Below are 15497 nucleotides of genomic sequence, written 5' to 3'. Positions count from 1 at the left end.
TTTTACTGTTTCATTGAGTTCTTCATATAATGAGTCTTTAAAAGATTCTCTTACTTCATCATTAGGGAATTTTACTAATAAGGGTTTTGTATCTGATGGAAGTTCTCCTTGATTTAATGGTGGTTCATACTTATCAATAGTGAGATACCCTGATTGGAACATTTTACCAATCATACTTAACTCATTTTCTTTAGGACTAGTTAATTTATACTCTGTAGTAATAATATTTTGACTAAAATCTATGTCAAAATAGGAATCATCAGCTCTTTTAGTTAAAAAAGTAGGTGTTCCTGAATTATACCAATAGTTGTTTAGTTTACCATCTTCTAAAAATCTTAAGGTAGACCATGGATTATATACTGCAACGGTATCTTTATGTGTAGCAAATTTATATCCATTGTATTTAGAACGCATATATGATACAATTCTAACTGGATCTAATTTTTGTTCTTCTGCTAACTGTTTTATACGTTTATAATAAGGAGAATCTTCTTGTAACAAATCTTCTTTTTCCTTATAACCGGCTATATCTGAATAACTTGGACTAAGTGTAATATCTTTTAGATTATTAGGACCAGACTGACATTCTTTAAAACAATAAGCACTAACACCTGTGACAAATTCTAACTTAATAAAACCTTTAGAAGAAAGGCTTTTAATTACAGTTAAAAATTCCCTTACAATCAAACGATTACCTTCTTTTATAATCGGATCTGATTGATTAATAAATGGTGCATCGTATTCATCTACTAAAATAACTATTTTATTATCATAATCACCATTTAAACTCGAAAGTGCTTCAATAAGTCGTCTAAATCTTGTTTTAATAGCATTCCCTTTTATATCTATATTGTAGCTTAGAGCAATATCATCTAATACATCTATAAGAGATTCTTTCAATATATCTGGAGTATTATTATCAATATTTGAAAAGTCCACTCTAATGACAGGATATTTCTTCCAATCATAACCAGAATTATAGATGTAACAATCTTGAAATAGCTCTTTATTTCCTTTAGCTATTTCCTCTAATGTGCTAACAAACAAAGACTTACCAAATCTACGGGGACGGGAGAGAAATACAGTAGCTTCTTCTTTAAATAAAGTTTCAGCATGTTTTGTTTTATCTACATAATATCCTGACCTGATCACAGCTTCAATGCTAGATTTACCAATAGGTAAAATTCCTGTGTATTCTAGTTTTTGTCTTTTAGTATCAGAACCTATTTTTACGTCTTCTAATGGTCTTTTATTCCCTAAATCTTTTGAATCTTGATGCATACCATACTTTGTTTGTTTTACATGAAAATAAAGATAGTATTAAGACACAGTAATACCGCATCCATATTTTTATTTTTTTGAAATATCATTATTTTTTTACTAATTAGATATACTTTAATAAGCTATGTAGGCAGTAATAAAGAAGACTACATCAATGATACCTGCAACAAGCGCCTGCCTATCTCTTATTAAAAACAGAGTAGGCTTTTAGTTACGTTATAAAGCGAAAAACATTTACAAACTTATTTATGATCATGTGTATCGTTCTTATCTTTATCCTTATGCTTCAAATTATCTAAAATAAATTCACATCTTACTTTTAAGCCATCCGCTAGAATGTTTATACCATATTTCTTTCCCAAGGGAATAAAGAAATCTAATGTTTCAGTGGCAACACGTTTCTGATCAGCCGGTGAACGTGCATACAAAGTCTGTACATTATGCAAACGATCAGCTAACTTAATAATCAAGGCATCTCGTTCTATATGCTCCATCTGCAGCTGTTGTTCTTCTTTGCTGAGCAGAAAGCGCTTGGATCCAATTTTCATATGGGTTACCTGTTCTACCAGTTGCGCAACGCGTTTCCCAAACTTCCATTGTAGGTAGGGAAATGAAACCTGGGTATCTTCCAATATATCATGTAACAATGCTGCTTTGACGATAGAACGGTCTGCTTTTTCCAATAATGTATGAATGGCTGTCCATATAGGATGCGTGTAATAAGGGTCTCCCGATTCGCGCAATGTACTGCCATGGGCCCTTTTGATAAAGTCTATTAATTTCCCAACCTCTTCTTCCGTAAAGAGCTGATTTTCTGTTAAGGCAATGATAAGTTTCTTTTCTTCCGATAGGCTAGAAAGCACCTTACATGACTTTTCTGGAAAGAGATCTATGCCTTTAAAGGTATTTGTTCGAATTACATCACTACAGTCTACTGGTAATACATAGAGGGGTGTTGTAGTACCTTCTGTCTCATCTATATTACTGTATCCTCCATGGGCCTCTATGATACGTAAACTTTCATACAGGTAAAGCGTTTCAATATCTTTTGGAATAAAAATACGAGGATGGAGGTGCACTACCATAGGTATCTGCTATAGCTAATCTCTCTGTAGGCGAACTTATAGCAATAGCAATTCCTTTTTCTGAGCGTTCGCTGTTTTGAGGTGTCTGCTTGTCGATTTGGTATCGATAAGAGAGTTGCGTGGATTGCAGTGTGACTACCAATAGATCTCCTTGGTGGGGTGTATAGAGCAAATTTTGTATAAGCATATGGCGTAGTTTTTCTCTATCTGCTTTGATAAAGAGCCCTTTGACATGGTTATCAAAGAGTATCTCTGGAGTCTCTTCACCTCTGTCTTTTACCAGATATCGATACTTATGGTAGACATCTTCTAAAAGGTCATCTAGACTAAAAGCATGTCCTATATCCTTTTTGATTTCTATATTATAATTTCGATGATATTTATCGTAATCAGCTTCTTTAATAAATAGACCAATATTACGTATGGTCTCTATATCATCTGCCATTTCGGCTACGTTGGCTTTAGATAGGGTCAACTCCTTTTTTGTCTCTAGTATGGATTTCTGTTTGCTCTCCATCTGATTGGCTATCTCTATAAGCTCTTGACCGGCATCTATGGGGTTCAATTTTTCCCAATAGGCTACCCGCTGTATATGGTCTAGCTCTACCCGTTGCGCATAATTTTTTGTATAGTCTTGTTCTTGCATTTTGCGACGCATGGTACGTCGGTAATGTTTGTGGTGGATAGCCAAACAGATCAGGGCAATTAGTAAAAGCACTATAGCAGCTACCTCTCGTCCATGCCAGGATAAAAATATATCTATCGAAAATGTAGAAGGAAAAGAAGACGTTATAAACGAATAGCCTAGCTTATGTGCAAACGGCATTACCATACACATGCTGCCTATCAGCAATATGCCGAATGCCGTAGGTAGAGATAACAATAAATAAATTATTAAGATATTCAATACAAAAATTACACATATAGCAGGATGATAGGCTCCCATTACCAGCATAACAATTCCGGAGATGAATAGGCCTACAAATAATAAAAGTGGCCACATAATAAAATGTGTAAATATATTCCCACCTCTTTTATAGGAATGTGTCATAGGGTAGGTAGCACACAAGGTTCCCAAGACAAGGGGGATAAAGTACCAATAGATATGACTAGGAAAGTAGCGATCTGTATCCATGGTAAAAAGGCCTACTGTACCAGATACAATCATATAAAAACCCAAGGCAAAAAAGGTAGATTCTGACTTGGGATAATACTTGGCCCAGTGACCTATGTAAAGTATTTTTTCAATGGTTCGGAGTCGTTGCTTCCAGAAACGGATGGTTTGTTGGTTCTGTAGTATTACATCTAGGTTTACTTCCTTAACCCAGCCGGTATTGGGCAGCTTGGGAAAAAGGTAGTGACCAAGAAAAAGGGCAGCAACAATAGAGCCAATTTGTAACACAATTTCCTCATCTTTCACAAAAGGCGTCCATATCATTTTATAGAGGGCATGTAGGGTAGATATGCCTAAAACAGTTACAACTACTTTACCACGTGGCCTAAAACCCAATAAAGTTACCATAAATACTACCATGATACCTCGAGACAATACAACATATTGTCGAGTAATATGTAATAAACTTTTAGCATGCATAGCTAGTATAAAAGCTAATAGACAACTACAAAAACAGACCATACGTACTATGGTTATGTTATGTTGGGATTCTTCACGATGAGATATGATATCTCCTGTGATAGTAACTGTGGCCACATGCAACATAGAGTCCATAGTAGACATAAGGAGGGCTAGTAGTACAGAGGCCAAAATACCACGCATACCTGGAAAAGCATTGAGCTGTAATAGATAATCTACTACAGTTTGATTAGGAGCTAGTACATGTCCCTTGATGTGCATCAGACAGGCAACAATAAAGAATAGTACATGGATACCTAACATGCCAAAGGCAAATTTATAAAATGAACCCTGTACTTGTCTTACAGACCTTACGACGAATAAGCGTTGTACCATTGTATTAGGATCCCTGAGTAGGGCTGTCAAAGTAGAAAGAAGAAAGGCACTGGTTAATTCTATATTTTGGTATACTTTGGTTAAACTAAATGATGGCATCTGTTGTAAATGGGCTATTCCAGTTGCAAAGTCTCTTTTTCCCGTATAGAATAGTACCAGTATAATGAGGGGTAGGGAAAGACCAAAAAATAAAAATTGATAGAGGTCTGTGTAGGTTACTGATTTGGCTCCACCCCATAATGAATACACACAGACACACCCACATATAATTAATGTAAATATATACTTTTCATTTGACTGCATAGGATAAAGCATACCCGCCACTTCCTGCATGGAAAAGATTAATCCAGCCATAATCAGTATGGCGCCAGCTACTACAATCCACGCGCTAAGCTGCCTACACCAAAAACCGTACAATTTTCCCAGAAAGTCAGACATAGAATAATGATTTGTTATCATATCTTTACTTTTAATTAGAACAAATCTAGCTATGAATAGAAATCCAATAGTCATACTGAATCTGTTAATAAGACTCAATAACCCTAAACTATACATCCAGGTCATACCTTCTATGGTAATTCCATTTGTATACGTTGCCAACAGAGATGCTGCCAGTACCCAGGTACCTATCTTTTTATCCCCTACGGCATATTCTTGAAAGGTTGTTTCTTTAAGGGTGTAGTGGAAGCCAATGACTAAGGTGGCCATCAAAAAGATGGCTACAATCAAAAAATCTATATTCATAACGGTAGCAAATTTAATGCTGGAAGGTGCTAATAAAGGGTAAGATTATATAATACGGAGCGTGTATATAACCCTGAAGTAACAATTCCAGCCTGTTTTTCTAGTGTTGTACCATCAAAAAAATGGAACAGATCAATCTTTATATTTAATACTATTTTAGGTTGAAATAGATGGCTATCTACTTAAAAAGCCATAATTATTTATCAGAATATGCCAAGTAGTTGCTATTATATCATCTTATTTAGTCCTTTTTTGGTGGTGGTACAAATATATGATACTAAATTACTCAAACTAGATTTTATATTTTTGTTTTGATAATGAATATTTTATTGATTTTTTTGCATAAATAATTCTATTTTTTGTCTTTGTTAAAGCCATTATTTACTATATCTATGTTAGTGAGGTATTCAGAATAGCTTTCTGTAATGTGTTTGCTTAAAAAAAATTAACCACTTCTTATTAAACGACATAAAATACACTCAAGATCAAATACTTATTCCATCATATATTTGTACCACCACCGAAATCAAATAAAACAGTGTCCTTCATGTGGGCAATTCTTGATAAAAACAGAAGGTTGCGATGGGCAAACCACTTGCGGAGATATACCGCATGGATATGATATACCAACAACAGGTCGTCCTTGGTATACCGTGATTATACAAGAAGTTAATGGTGCATTGAAGTTCATGTTCCAAGAATATAAAAATATGCTTATAGGCAAGTCATATCCTGTAACATGGGATCGATTTTTAGTGTCAGAGTTAAAGCCAGGGGCACAATTAGGGCTTGGAGGATGTGGTGCCCAGATTAACTGGGGTACTTTACCTTTATTAGATGGTCAAACACTGCAAAATGTTCTTGGTGAGCTAAAATCTACTGAAGATCAGGCACATAGAAACTTAAAAAAAGCGTTAAAAAGCAAGGCAAAACCTAAATCTGATGTAGAAGAAATGGGTATACTTGATGAAAATTTCCAAGAACATAGGAGAAACTATGAAGAAACGATAGATAGTAGTATAAAATCACAAACACTTAGTAGGGATCATCATGATACATAGACCATCTTGAAGTAGAAAGGGGTTTCGAGCATTAGCACTATATCTTCTTTCTAATATCTTGAAGATCTGTTAACTCCCTGTGGGTACCCTATGTTCTGTGTACAATAGATAAATGAAATGTACAATGCACAGTAAAAATTTTGCTAGCACATTTCCTTATATATTAAGGTTTATAAATATTTTTGTATTTGATAGTCAGTTTTTAAAAAATTAAGAAAGGTGTCTGGGGAGTTATAAACTAAATAACCCGATTATAATCGGACATGAACAACATGAAAAACCTATTAAGGTCTTTGTATATTTGTAGCGTAACTAAGGATATATAGCTTGATCTGTCTTCATGGGAGATAGTGACACCTGGTACAGGTATCATTCATGTAGTCTTCTCTATTATTACTGCCTACATAGATCATTAAGACATATCGAGTGGTAAAAAACAATGTTTTAAAATGGTTTAAAAAAAAACACAAGTATTGATACGGTATTACTGTGTCTTTATACTATCTTTATTTTCATGTAAGGCTAATAAGTATGCTATGGATGTGGAAAAATTAGAAGGCAATCTAGAAATAGGACATGATGCTAAAAGACAAAAATTAGCGTATACAGGCGTTTTACCTATTTGTCAATCTGATATTAGAGATGTAATTCATTCAGGATATTACGCAGATAAAACAGAATATGTTTGGCGTTTAATAAAAAGAAATGGTCCTGTATTCTTGGTACGTCCACGTAGATTTGGGAAAACGTTATTGATAGATACGATAGATAAAATTGCACAAGGAGAGGAATATAGACATTTGTTTTCAGATTGCTTTATAGAGACTGGTACAATCAAATTAAATCCAGATGATCCCAATGAAATACCTCAAAAATATGTACCCTTAGACAAAAAATGGCCAAAATACCCAGTGATTAAATTGGATTTTTCAGGATTAAGCAATACCTCATCCGAAAGTGTAATTCTATCTTTAGAAGATAAATTAATTAGAATTGCTGAAAACTATAATGTATCTATAACAGGTCGTACATGGCAAACCAAGTTTGAAAGTTTAGTTCAAAATATGAAAAAATTAGATAGACTTGGATATGAAAAAAAAATAATTCTTTTAATAGATGAATATGATAGTCCCATAGCAAAGCTTAAGTCTAATATTGATAAGCTATATCAAGAATATAAAATCAAAGAAGATAGCCAATCAAAACCTCAAGTTATTATTGATGCTGAGATTTTATATAAAAAAAACAAAGATATTCTTGAGGGTTTTTTATCTGTAGTAAAAAGTTATTCTGGTTCTTGTCAACTAATACTTTTGACAGGGGTATATAAGTTTAGTCTCAGTGAATTAGGTTCAGGTGCTAATATATTTCATCCAGGAAATGTGTCTCTTCATACACAATATGCAGGTGTTGTTGGGTATACTAAAGAACATATTGAAACAATCTTTACGAGATATCCATTTATAAAAAACAGGATTGAAAATTGTTATAAAAGAGCTTTTAATCTTCCAGATCATCCTAATTCCTGTGATAATATTGGCGTTATGGATCATATGCAAGCATATTATAATGGCTATAAGTTTCATGCTGATGGTGAAGCTATGTATAATCCCTCTTCTGTACTCTCTTGTTTTGACTCTGGAGAGATAAAAGGTTATTGGAAAGATACCGCAGATACTACGATATTAACAGATCAAATGGAAGCTAATATTGAAAGATTTTCAATAAAAAATATTAAAGAGAGTTTATTACAAACAGAAAGTGACTTACTCTCTACCAAAGATCTTAAAAAACTAGATATTATTCCATTAATGTATCAAACGGGTTATTTAACGATAAAATCGTATGACTTTGAAACGCAAAAGTATACCTTAGACTTTCCTAATCAAGAAGTAAAACAAGCTTTGTATGAGCATTTTGAAAAGCACCTTACTAATCAAGAAAGAACATATGGCATAGCAGAAAGTTTAAATGTACAATCAGCTTTTAAAGAAGAAGATTGGCAAAAACTTTTTTCCATATTTAGAAGTAATTGTTATGCTAAAGCCAGCTATGAACTAACAGAAAAATCTGAAAAGTATTTTCATGGTTTGCTGTTTATGTTTTTAAATGGTGTGTTTTTAGATAACGGTAATGTGGAAATTGCTGTAGAAACGATATCAAATATTGGTCAAATGGATATTGTCATAAAGGATAAATCCAATCATACCATTTATATACTTGAGTTAAAATTAAATAAAGATGCTTGTACAGGATTAAAACAAATACTAGATAGAGATTATTATGGTCAGTATATTAATGAATATAACAAGATCGTATGTGTAGGTCTAAATATCAGATTCAATGATGACAATAAAAACGATCCAGATCCTAGCCATCGTAATATCGATGCATGTTCTTTGCTAATCCGACGTAGAGATCATAACAACAATTGGGAAAATGATCTTATAAAAAAGTTTACTTATTCACCTGTTAGTAATAGTTTTTCTGTGTCAGAATTATCTAAAGAAGAAACTGAAGAAATATATCAAAGAAAATCAAGGAATAGTAAACAGGGCTAAGTGTGTCAAGAACACAAAGGATTAAATCCGGCGTGATGCTGAGTAGGGCATGGTGGTAGGCCCACCGGGATCGGCTGGTAGAAGGCAGGTCTCAAACAATCAAGCTTCTAACACAAAGAGCCGTATGAAGCGAGAGTTTCACGTACGGTTCTGTGAGCACCTGGGGGAAACCCTGGGTGACTCGATAATTGCGAGTAGGGGTTAAACTATATGATACTAAGTTAGTTAAGTTAGTTCTCATATTCTTGTTTTGGAAATGAGCATCATAACCTAAAATCAATATTATGAATAATATATATATCAATCATGAGACCAATTCATAAACTCTTTAAGTTATTGAATATCTGCTTAATGAGTTTGGGTATAGGTATCATATTATCCACAATAATAATAAAAATACACAGTTGTGTTTTTTTAGAAATCACTGAAGACAAAAAAAATTGGCAAGATCTTATAATACATGTTGTGATATGCGTTATTTCTGTAGTTTATTTGTACCTCTATGAGAAAAAAAGCATAAATACGTTTACTAAACGACCTCCCAATTTTTTCAGGCTAGGACCTGGTATTGTAGTTGCTCAGTTGATCATGATATTTTCTATGACACTATGGACAAGCATTCAGCAAGAATGGTGGAAACTAGATACACAGCTTACGTTACACTTTGATAGCACAGCCCATTTCTTATTTTTTGGTATACTACAAGTAACCTGTCTTGCTGCTATTAGCGAAGAATTACTGTTTAGAGGAGTTTTTCAACCACTATTGTATACAATCACACAACGTCGTGTACAATCTATATTAATCAGCGCATTACTATTTAGCTTGATACATGGAGACAGAGCTAATATGTCATTTTATTTCATCATGGGATGCTTCTTTAGTTATCTTTATCATAAAACCGGCCACATTATTTATCCCATTATAGCACATGCTATGCATAATTTATGCATGGTATCTATAATTTATTTTCAGATAGAAGAAAAGCTTGATTGGTTTATGCCCAGATTTACCATACTGTCACGTATGATTTTAGTCATAGGGTGTTGGGTCATTATTTACTTTTATATATCCCATATAACAAAGCAAAAACATAAAGCTAAAAGATTAAATTAAATTATAATGACATTAGTTATATTAGGCGGTGGAGAAAGCGGTATTGGTGCTGCATTATTAGCAAAGAAACTAGGATTAGATGTTTTTGTATCAGATGCTAACATTATTGCGACCCAATATAAGCATTTTTTGATAACACACAATATCCCCTTTGAAGAAGGAGGTCATAGTGAGGAAAAGGTGCTATGTTCTCAAGAGGTTATAAAAAGTCCAGGAATACCAAATGATATAGCTATAGTAGAACTGTTGTTAAAAAGTGGCATACCTATAATAGATGAAATAGAGTTTGCTGCACGATACGGAAAAGGAAAAATTATAGCCATAACAGGATCAAATGGCAAAAGCACTACAACATATCTTACATATCATTTACTCAAAGAAGCAGGGTTTCATGTTGCTATAGCCGGGAATATGGGATATAGCTTTGCTAGGTGCATAGCGGAAAATAGTTACGATTACTATATACTAGAGCTATCCAGCTTTCAACTAGACGGTATAAACAACTTTAAAGCAGATATTGCTTGTCTATTAAATATTACATCTGATCATTTAGACAGATACAGTCATTCTATAGCTGCCTATGCAAGAGCAAAACTGAATATATTGCGCAATATGAGTAGTGCAGATCATTTTATTTATAATGCAGATGATCCCATTATTAACCAATACTTGTATGAGCTTAACACTTCCTCAAGATTATATCCTATTTCTATTTTTACTGAAATGCAATTCCTACCTGCTATATACAGCAACAACGAGGCATGCTACTTTAAGTTTAAAGAACATGCTTTTTCCATTAACCACAATCTAATACATTTACCTGGCCCACATAATCGGTACAACACGATGGCTGCCGTCACTATAGCAATGCTGGTGGGAGTTCCCTTAGACGTTATTACCAGTGCATTACCTAGTTTTTATGGATTACCACATCGCATAGAATGGTGTGGTGCACCACAAAATGTAAACTGCTATAATGACTCAAAAGCTACAAATATTGCATCCGTTCAGGTTGCATTACTTAGTTTTAATTGTCCAATCATTTGGATTGTAGGAGGTAAAGACAAAGGAAATGATTATACAGTACTGCTACCAATTATAAGGGAAAAAGTAAAAGCAATTATTTGTTTGGGAAAAGACAATGCTACTATTATGCAAGCTTTTTATCCACTAGGACTGCCTATGCAAGAAACCAATAACATGTCATCAGCTGTAGACCTTGCCTTATCTATGGCATTGCCAGGAGAAGTAATACTTCTATCTCCTGCATGTGCTAGCTTTGATTTATTTAAGAATTTTGAAGATAGAGGAAATCAGTTTAAGAAAAAGATAACATGCCTATTAAGCAATGAAAAACATGCTTAGTATCCATTCACATGAATAGATACTAAGAAACAATTTTTAAAAGTTAACTTTTCGGTTTAGGACTTTCGTTAGTTGCTTTAAACTCTAAAACATTCTGACGAACTTCTTGTGCTATTTTTTTGAGTTCTTGCATGCCTTTACGTACCCGTGTTCCAGCCGTTTTATTATTTTTTTCATAGAATTTATAAAATTCATCTTCTAGAGAAAGAATCAAATCTTTTATTTCTTCAAATCGGTTCATGATATACAAAATAAATTAATAACTAATCTTATACTATGCTATAAGTCGACTACAAAATTAAAACCAATTTACAATAGTCATTATAGCTATATATAATTAACAACAGGGCAAAATTATGGACTTCTAATGCGTATAAATCCCTATTTATATAGCCTAAAACTAAATATACTATCTTTTATGAAATTATCTTCATATTCTTTTTAATATAAAATATGGTGGTTTACATATATGATGCTAAGCTTTTTAAACAGCCCCATTGTTTTTGTATTGAAAATGATTACTTTATTTTTTTATTGGATATGTTTACTCCATTTACATGGGTATACATGTAAGACAGTTTCCTAGAACGTATTTGTTTGAAACAATTAACCGTTTCTTATTAAGAATAACAAAACATGTTTATTATCAATGATTTATATCATTATATATTTAAGCCAACACCTACAAATGATGTCACTGCTGGATAGATGACCTGGGGGAGCTCCAATTTATTTTTTTATTTTTAAATTTAATAGACCTGTTGTATAAGTCCATTATTTAATTTTTTTTGACAAACGTATAAAATAGCATTGTATTTTTCTATATCTTTTATGCCAGTTATGTAATAGCAACTTATGCAACCAGGGTAGGTGTTGTGCCTAAAATTTTTCTAGAACGGAATTGCTGGTGTTTATACCTGTTTACTTTAATACGATAATATTTTGGACTTAACAAAACTGTACTATTGTAGCATCTTTTTTTTCTCACTTGTCTCTTCTATAATCTTTTGTCCAAGTAATGTCAAGGCAGATCAAGGTCCACATATAGAAGGGTCAAAAGGTATTACTATGGGTGATTCTGATTGGCATTTCTATCCATTTTCTATACAAATACGTTCTGGCATCAGACATTACAATAATAAGGAACTAATCAATTGTGCTGATAAGAAGGGAAAAGGTGATCCGTGTCCACCATTTTTTGTAGTACCTACTACACTTGACATAGACATGTTATATGTTAATGATTTTTGTGCAAAAAATTTAGAAACATACCCGAGGATTGGACTGTCTTTATGTTTTCCATATGCTTTAAAAAAAGAATGGAGGCACTTTAGATTTCCAAAAGTATACGGATTTTCAGCTTATGTAGAGTTTTATCAATCTAATCCATTAGCAAGTACATGGGGTAATAGAGTAACTTTTGGGGTGGTTAGAGGAAGCATATTGCAAAAGATGGGTAGTAAACCTCAAAATATTTTTTTAGGAACTGAAGAAATGACCTACCATTGGCAGTTTTCTAGATATTTTCAAATGAACTTCGGATTTGGGTTATTATTAGCCTGGTGGGTACCAAATACCCAACACTATCCCAAGATAAAAGCAACCCTAAATACAAAAAGTATTCGATTAAAACTGGAAGAGGATAACCGTATAAAATTGGTATTTGCTCCTACTATAGGCATAGGCATGCGGTATATAGTTAATCCAGATCCCTTTTTAAGGAAAGATATTCCACCAATTAACGATAAAAAAAGACAAGGAAGTAGAGTGGACTGTAGTATAAGTTATAGCAGCAAATGCCATATACTGGAGAAAAAATACTATCCCATTTTTAGAACATCTTCCTCATTAAGCTTTTCTATCAATCATATTAACGCAATGGTTTGCACATTAGAGTTAGGCTACAATCTACATAAAAAAGCCATTCTGGCTGATACTACTGTTCCAGGAGGTATGGAGTTTATACCATTTCTAGGGCATGAAATACGTTATGGACGATTTTTATCTCAATTGCAAATAGGTTGTCATTTTATTAATGTAAAAAAACCTGCTCCTAGATCTAGTTATTTGGATGATGATTATGCAGAAACGTCATCAGAATTTTCGAAATTTATAGAGGATCGTGGCGTTTTTTCTGTACATTTACAATGTATGCTTACAAAATCATTTTTTGTAGGTATAACTTTTCGTTATAAAGAAATCCCTGGCATTCGATTGGGGATATCCATCTAAGCATATAATTGAATTTTATGTAAAAAAGTGCTATCTTGTGCTAAGATAAATAGTAATTTCAATACATACATATGGCAAATCATAAATCAGCTGAAAAACGAATAAGATCCAATCACACAAAATATGTGCGCAATCGTTATCAGTTAAAGACATGTAGAACTTTTATCAAAAAAGTTAAAAAACTTACAGACAAAACTGCTGCAGAAACGTTATTGCCTACCGTTTTTTCTATGATTGATAAGCTTGCATCTAAAAACATAATTCATAAAAATAAGGGAGCAAATAATAAAGCTAAACTTGCCAAATATGTAAATCGATTAACTGCAACAGCTTCCTAGTTAGCGTAGAGATTTGTATGTCACAAAATAAGGACGTATCAAGAGCGACACTTAGAATAAAAGACTTAGCAAACGAAGATAGACCTAGAGAAAAACTGTTGAAGAAGGGAACTGTTTCTTTAAGTGACGCTGAATTATTAGCCGTCCTTATAGGATCCGGTACTCGTGATATGAGTGTTATCGCACTTGCTCAACATATTTTAAAAGCTAATGGAAATAGCCTTCAAGAACTGGCTAAACGTTCTGTACAAGAATTACAACGCTTTAGAGGGGTTGGTGTAGCAAAAGCCATTACAATTGTATGTGCTATGGAGCTTACACGGAGGCGAGCTTATGAAACCAATAGCAAAAAAGAACTAGTTGACTCTTCTGCTAAAGCATATGCGCTACTTCGACCAGATCTAACAGACAAGCTCATAGAAGAAGCCTGGATATTGTTATTAAATAGGTCTAACTATTTGATCAAAAAAGTCAAGATTAGTAGCGGAGGAATTACTGCAACAATTGTAGACCCGAGTTCAATATTTAGATTAGTACTGGAGCACCAGGCTACGGGTATTATACTGGCTCATAACCACCCCTCTGGTGACCATTCTCCAAGTAATGCTGACATTCAACTAACGCATCGCATTGTAAATGCTGGGAAGCTGCTGAATATAGACATTATGGATCATATTATATTCACAGATAGTAGTTATTTTAGTTTTTCCGACCAAAGAATACTTTATCCATAACACCATATTCTCTTTCTAACATCTTGATTATCTTTGTTTTAAGATGGTTTGCACCAGAAAATTTTCTATACCCTAAAGCCCTTCTATCCATAACAGGACTTCCGCATTTTTAGCTAAAAGCTTCGTGTAGGCCAGACTATAAAATTTCTAAACATTAGTCCTGTATAAATTGCTTTTGCACCTTATGATTGTATCGTAAATTTCTGTTAACCATGTGAACGAAGATGACTACCATCAGAGTATTTATGTTTTGTCTGTGTACTACTTTCACAAAATAGCTCTTTGTCTAAGGGTATTCTAAATGATCTGCGCCCAGCATAACTTACATTATCGAAAGCTCCAGCTTCTTCTAAAATATCATGATATCGCTCAAGAAAATAGCTTTTTATATTATTATTACCTATATATGCACCATGTTTAATGAGTGAAATCATCATATCCTTAGGAGTTTTAACAGACTCGCTTTTGTACGTATAGTGCCCTACCAAAGCAAGCGGAGCTCTTCCATTTTTATCCGGAATATTTGGATCTATTCTATATTTAAGGGATTCATCAAAAGCTTCTTTGTTGCAGTTCTGTATAGAATCTATAAGCAATGATTGATAATGATCTTGGTTTTCAATTATATTAGAATATTGTTCATGATGAGTAATAGTGCTTAGACATATTGGGCATGATGTCTTATGATCTATACATTTGCTATGAAAACGATGATGTATGCTACATGGTAGTACAACAATAGGTTTTGTAACATCATTAGGATCAAATGGCACATGACAAATCGCACAATTCTTTGAGGAAATATCTAATGATGCTCCACTTGGTTCTAATGTAGATCGATTAAATTCATCTGGAGATAGCAAGGGAATAAGATCCTTATGCCCATTAGTTATTGCTAACATTAAAGGCGTAAAGCCACTTTTACTGACTGCTGCAGGACTTTCGCATTTTTAATTAAAAGCTGTATATGGATTACGCCATAACTTTTCCTGAAAAATTTTTAAGGGTTCA

At 33.5% G+C, this 15497-nt stretch carries 12 protein-coding genes; 7 read left to right on the top strand and 5 right to left on the bottom strand.

The features are described from left to right. The 3 genes from CCPUN_RS03385 to CCPUN_RS03375 form a co-directional block, all read right to left on the bottom strand. Positions 1-1281: AAA family ATPase (locus CCPUN_RS03385; protein ID WP_133282180.1), on the bottom strand; the 1281-nt coding region annotated here is incomplete at its 3' end. Between the two features lie 242 nt (positions 1282-1523). Beyond that, positions 1524-2366: an HD domain-containing protein gene (locus CCPUN_RS03380; RefSeq protein WP_133282179.1), complete on the bottom strand. Its 843-nt coding sequence runs from the start codon at positions 2364-2366 to the stop codon at positions 1524-1526. Continuing rightward, positions 2320-5079 carry a sodium:solute symporter family protein gene (locus CCPUN_RS03375; RefSeq protein ID WP_133282178.1) on the bottom strand — a complete coding sequence of 920 codons (2760 nt, stop codon included), beginning with the start codon at positions 5077-5079 and terminating at the stop codon, positions 2320-2322. Before CCPUN_RS03375 ends, CCPUN_RS03380 begins: the two co-directional genes overlap by 47 nt. Positions 5080-5588: 509 nt before the next feature. On the opposite strand from CCPUN_RS03375, the gene CCPUN_RS03370 reads away from it, so the two are divergent. The 4 genes from CCPUN_RS03370 (at position 5589) to murD (ending at position 11182) form a co-directional block, all read left to right on the top strand. Continuing rightward, a complete protein-coding gene (locus CCPUN_RS03370) occupies positions 5589-6140 on the top strand; it encodes a hypothetical protein (RefSeq protein WP_133282177.1) in 552 nt (183 codons plus the stop codon). Between the two features lie 536 nt (positions 6141-6676). Then, complete coding sequence (locus CCPUN_RS03365) at positions 6677-8701, top strand: AAA family ATPase (protein ID WP_133282176.1); 2025 nt, start codon at positions 6677-6679, stop codon at positions 8699-8701. A gap of 306 nt (positions 8702-9007) precedes the next feature. Continuing rightward, complete coding sequence (locus CCPUN_RS03360) at positions 9008-9817, top strand: CPBP family intramembrane glutamic endopeptidase (RefSeq protein ID WP_133282175.1); 810 nt, start codon at positions 9008-9010, stop codon at positions 9815-9817. 6 nt (positions 9818-9823) lie between these two features. After that, positions 9824-11182: a UDP-N-acetylmuramoyl-L-alanine--D-glutamate ligase gene (murD, locus tag CCPUN_RS03355; protein ID WP_204594650.1), complete on the top strand. Its 1359-nt coding sequence runs from the start codon at positions 9824-9826 to the stop codon at positions 11180-11182. Positions 11183-11225: 43 nt separating this feature from the next. Here the strand turns inward: murD and CCPUN_RS03350 are convergent, their stop codons facing one another. Then, complete coding sequence (locus CCPUN_RS03350; RefSeq protein ID WP_133282173.1) at positions 11226-11423, bottom strand: histone H1; 198 nt, start codon at positions 11421-11423, stop codon at positions 11226-11228. 701 nt (positions 11424-12124) lie between these two features. Here CCPUN_RS03350 and CCPUN_RS03345 point away from each other — a divergent pair. The 3 genes from CCPUN_RS03345 to radC all read left to right on the top strand — a co-directional run bounded on the left by CCPUN_RS03345 (position 12125) and on the right by radC (position 14486). Next, the gene (locus tag CCPUN_RS03345; RefSeq protein WP_133282172.1) at positions 12125-13414 is read left to right on the top strand and encodes a hypothetical protein; all 1290 of its coding nucleotides are present in this window, start codon (positions 12125-12127) and stop codon (positions 13412-13414) included. A 71-nt stretch (positions 13415-13485) separates the two neighbouring features. After that, positions 13486-13752 carry a 30S ribosomal protein S20 gene (rpsT, locus tag CCPUN_RS03340; protein ID WP_133282171.1) on the top strand — a complete coding sequence of 89 codons (267 nt, stop codon included), beginning with the start codon at positions 13486-13488 and terminating at the stop codon, positions 13750-13752. A gap of 17 nt (positions 13753-13769) precedes the next feature. After that, entirely contained in the window at positions 13770-14486 is a 717-nt protein-coding gene (radC, locus tag CCPUN_RS03335; protein WP_133282170.1) for a RadC family protein, read from the top strand. 206 nt (positions 14487-14692) lie between these two features. Here radC and CCPUN_RS03330 read toward each other — a convergent pair whose 3' ends face one another. Next, positions 14693-15388 (bottom strand): RING finger protein, encoded by a 696-nt coding sequence (locus CCPUN_RS03330; RefSeq protein WP_133282169.1) that lies wholly within the window; start codon positions 15386-15388, stop codon positions 14693-14695. Positions 15389-15497 lie beyond the last annotated feature (109 nt).

This window comes from Cardinium endosymbiont of Culicoides punctatus (assembly GCF_004354815.1).
Lineage (GTDB): Bacteria > Bacteroidota > Bacteroidia > Cytophagales > Amoebophilaceae > Cardinium.
Note: the sequence above shows the minus strand (reverse complement) of the source record. Positions and strands in the feature narration are given on the sequence as shown.

What these genes read in the sequence shown, in the direction of transcription:
- CCPUN_RS03330 (WP_133282169.1), bottom strand. Translation starts at nt 15,388, where the DNA reads ATGTTAGCAATAACTAATGGGCATAAGGATCTTATTCCCTTGCTATCT.
- CCPUN_RS03375 (WP_133282178.1), bottom strand. Translation starts at nt 5,079, where the DNA reads ATGAATATAGATTTTTTGATTGTAGCCATCTTTTTGATGGCCACCTTA.
- rpsT (WP_133282171.1), top strand. Translation starts at nt 13,486, where the DNA reads ATGGCAAATCATAAATCAGCTGAAAAACGAATAAGATCCAATCACACA.
- CCPUN_RS03360 (WP_133282175.1), top strand. Translation starts at nt 9,008, where the DNA reads ATGAGACCAATTCATAAACTCTTTAAGTTATTGAATATCTGCTTAATG.
- CCPUN_RS03365 (WP_133282176.1), top strand. Translation starts at nt 6,677, where the DNA reads ATGGATGTGGAAAAATTAGAAGGCAATCTAGAAATAGGACATGATGCT.
- radC (WP_133282170.1), top strand. Translation starts at nt 13,770, where the DNA reads ATGTCACAAAATAAGGACGTATCAAGAGCGACACTTAGAATAAAAGAC.
- murD (WP_204594650.1), top strand. Translation starts at nt 9,824, where the DNA reads ATGACATTAGTTATATTAGGCGGTGGAGAAAGCGGTATTGGTGCTGCA.
- CCPUN_RS03380 (WP_133282179.1), bottom strand. Translation starts at nt 2,366, where the DNA reads ATGGTAGTGCACCTCCATCCTCGTATTTTTATTCCAAAAGATATTGAA.
- CCPUN_RS03350 (WP_133282173.1), bottom strand. Translation starts at nt 11,423, where the DNA reads ATGAACCGATTTGAAGAAATAAAAGATTTGATTCTTTCTCTAGAAGAT.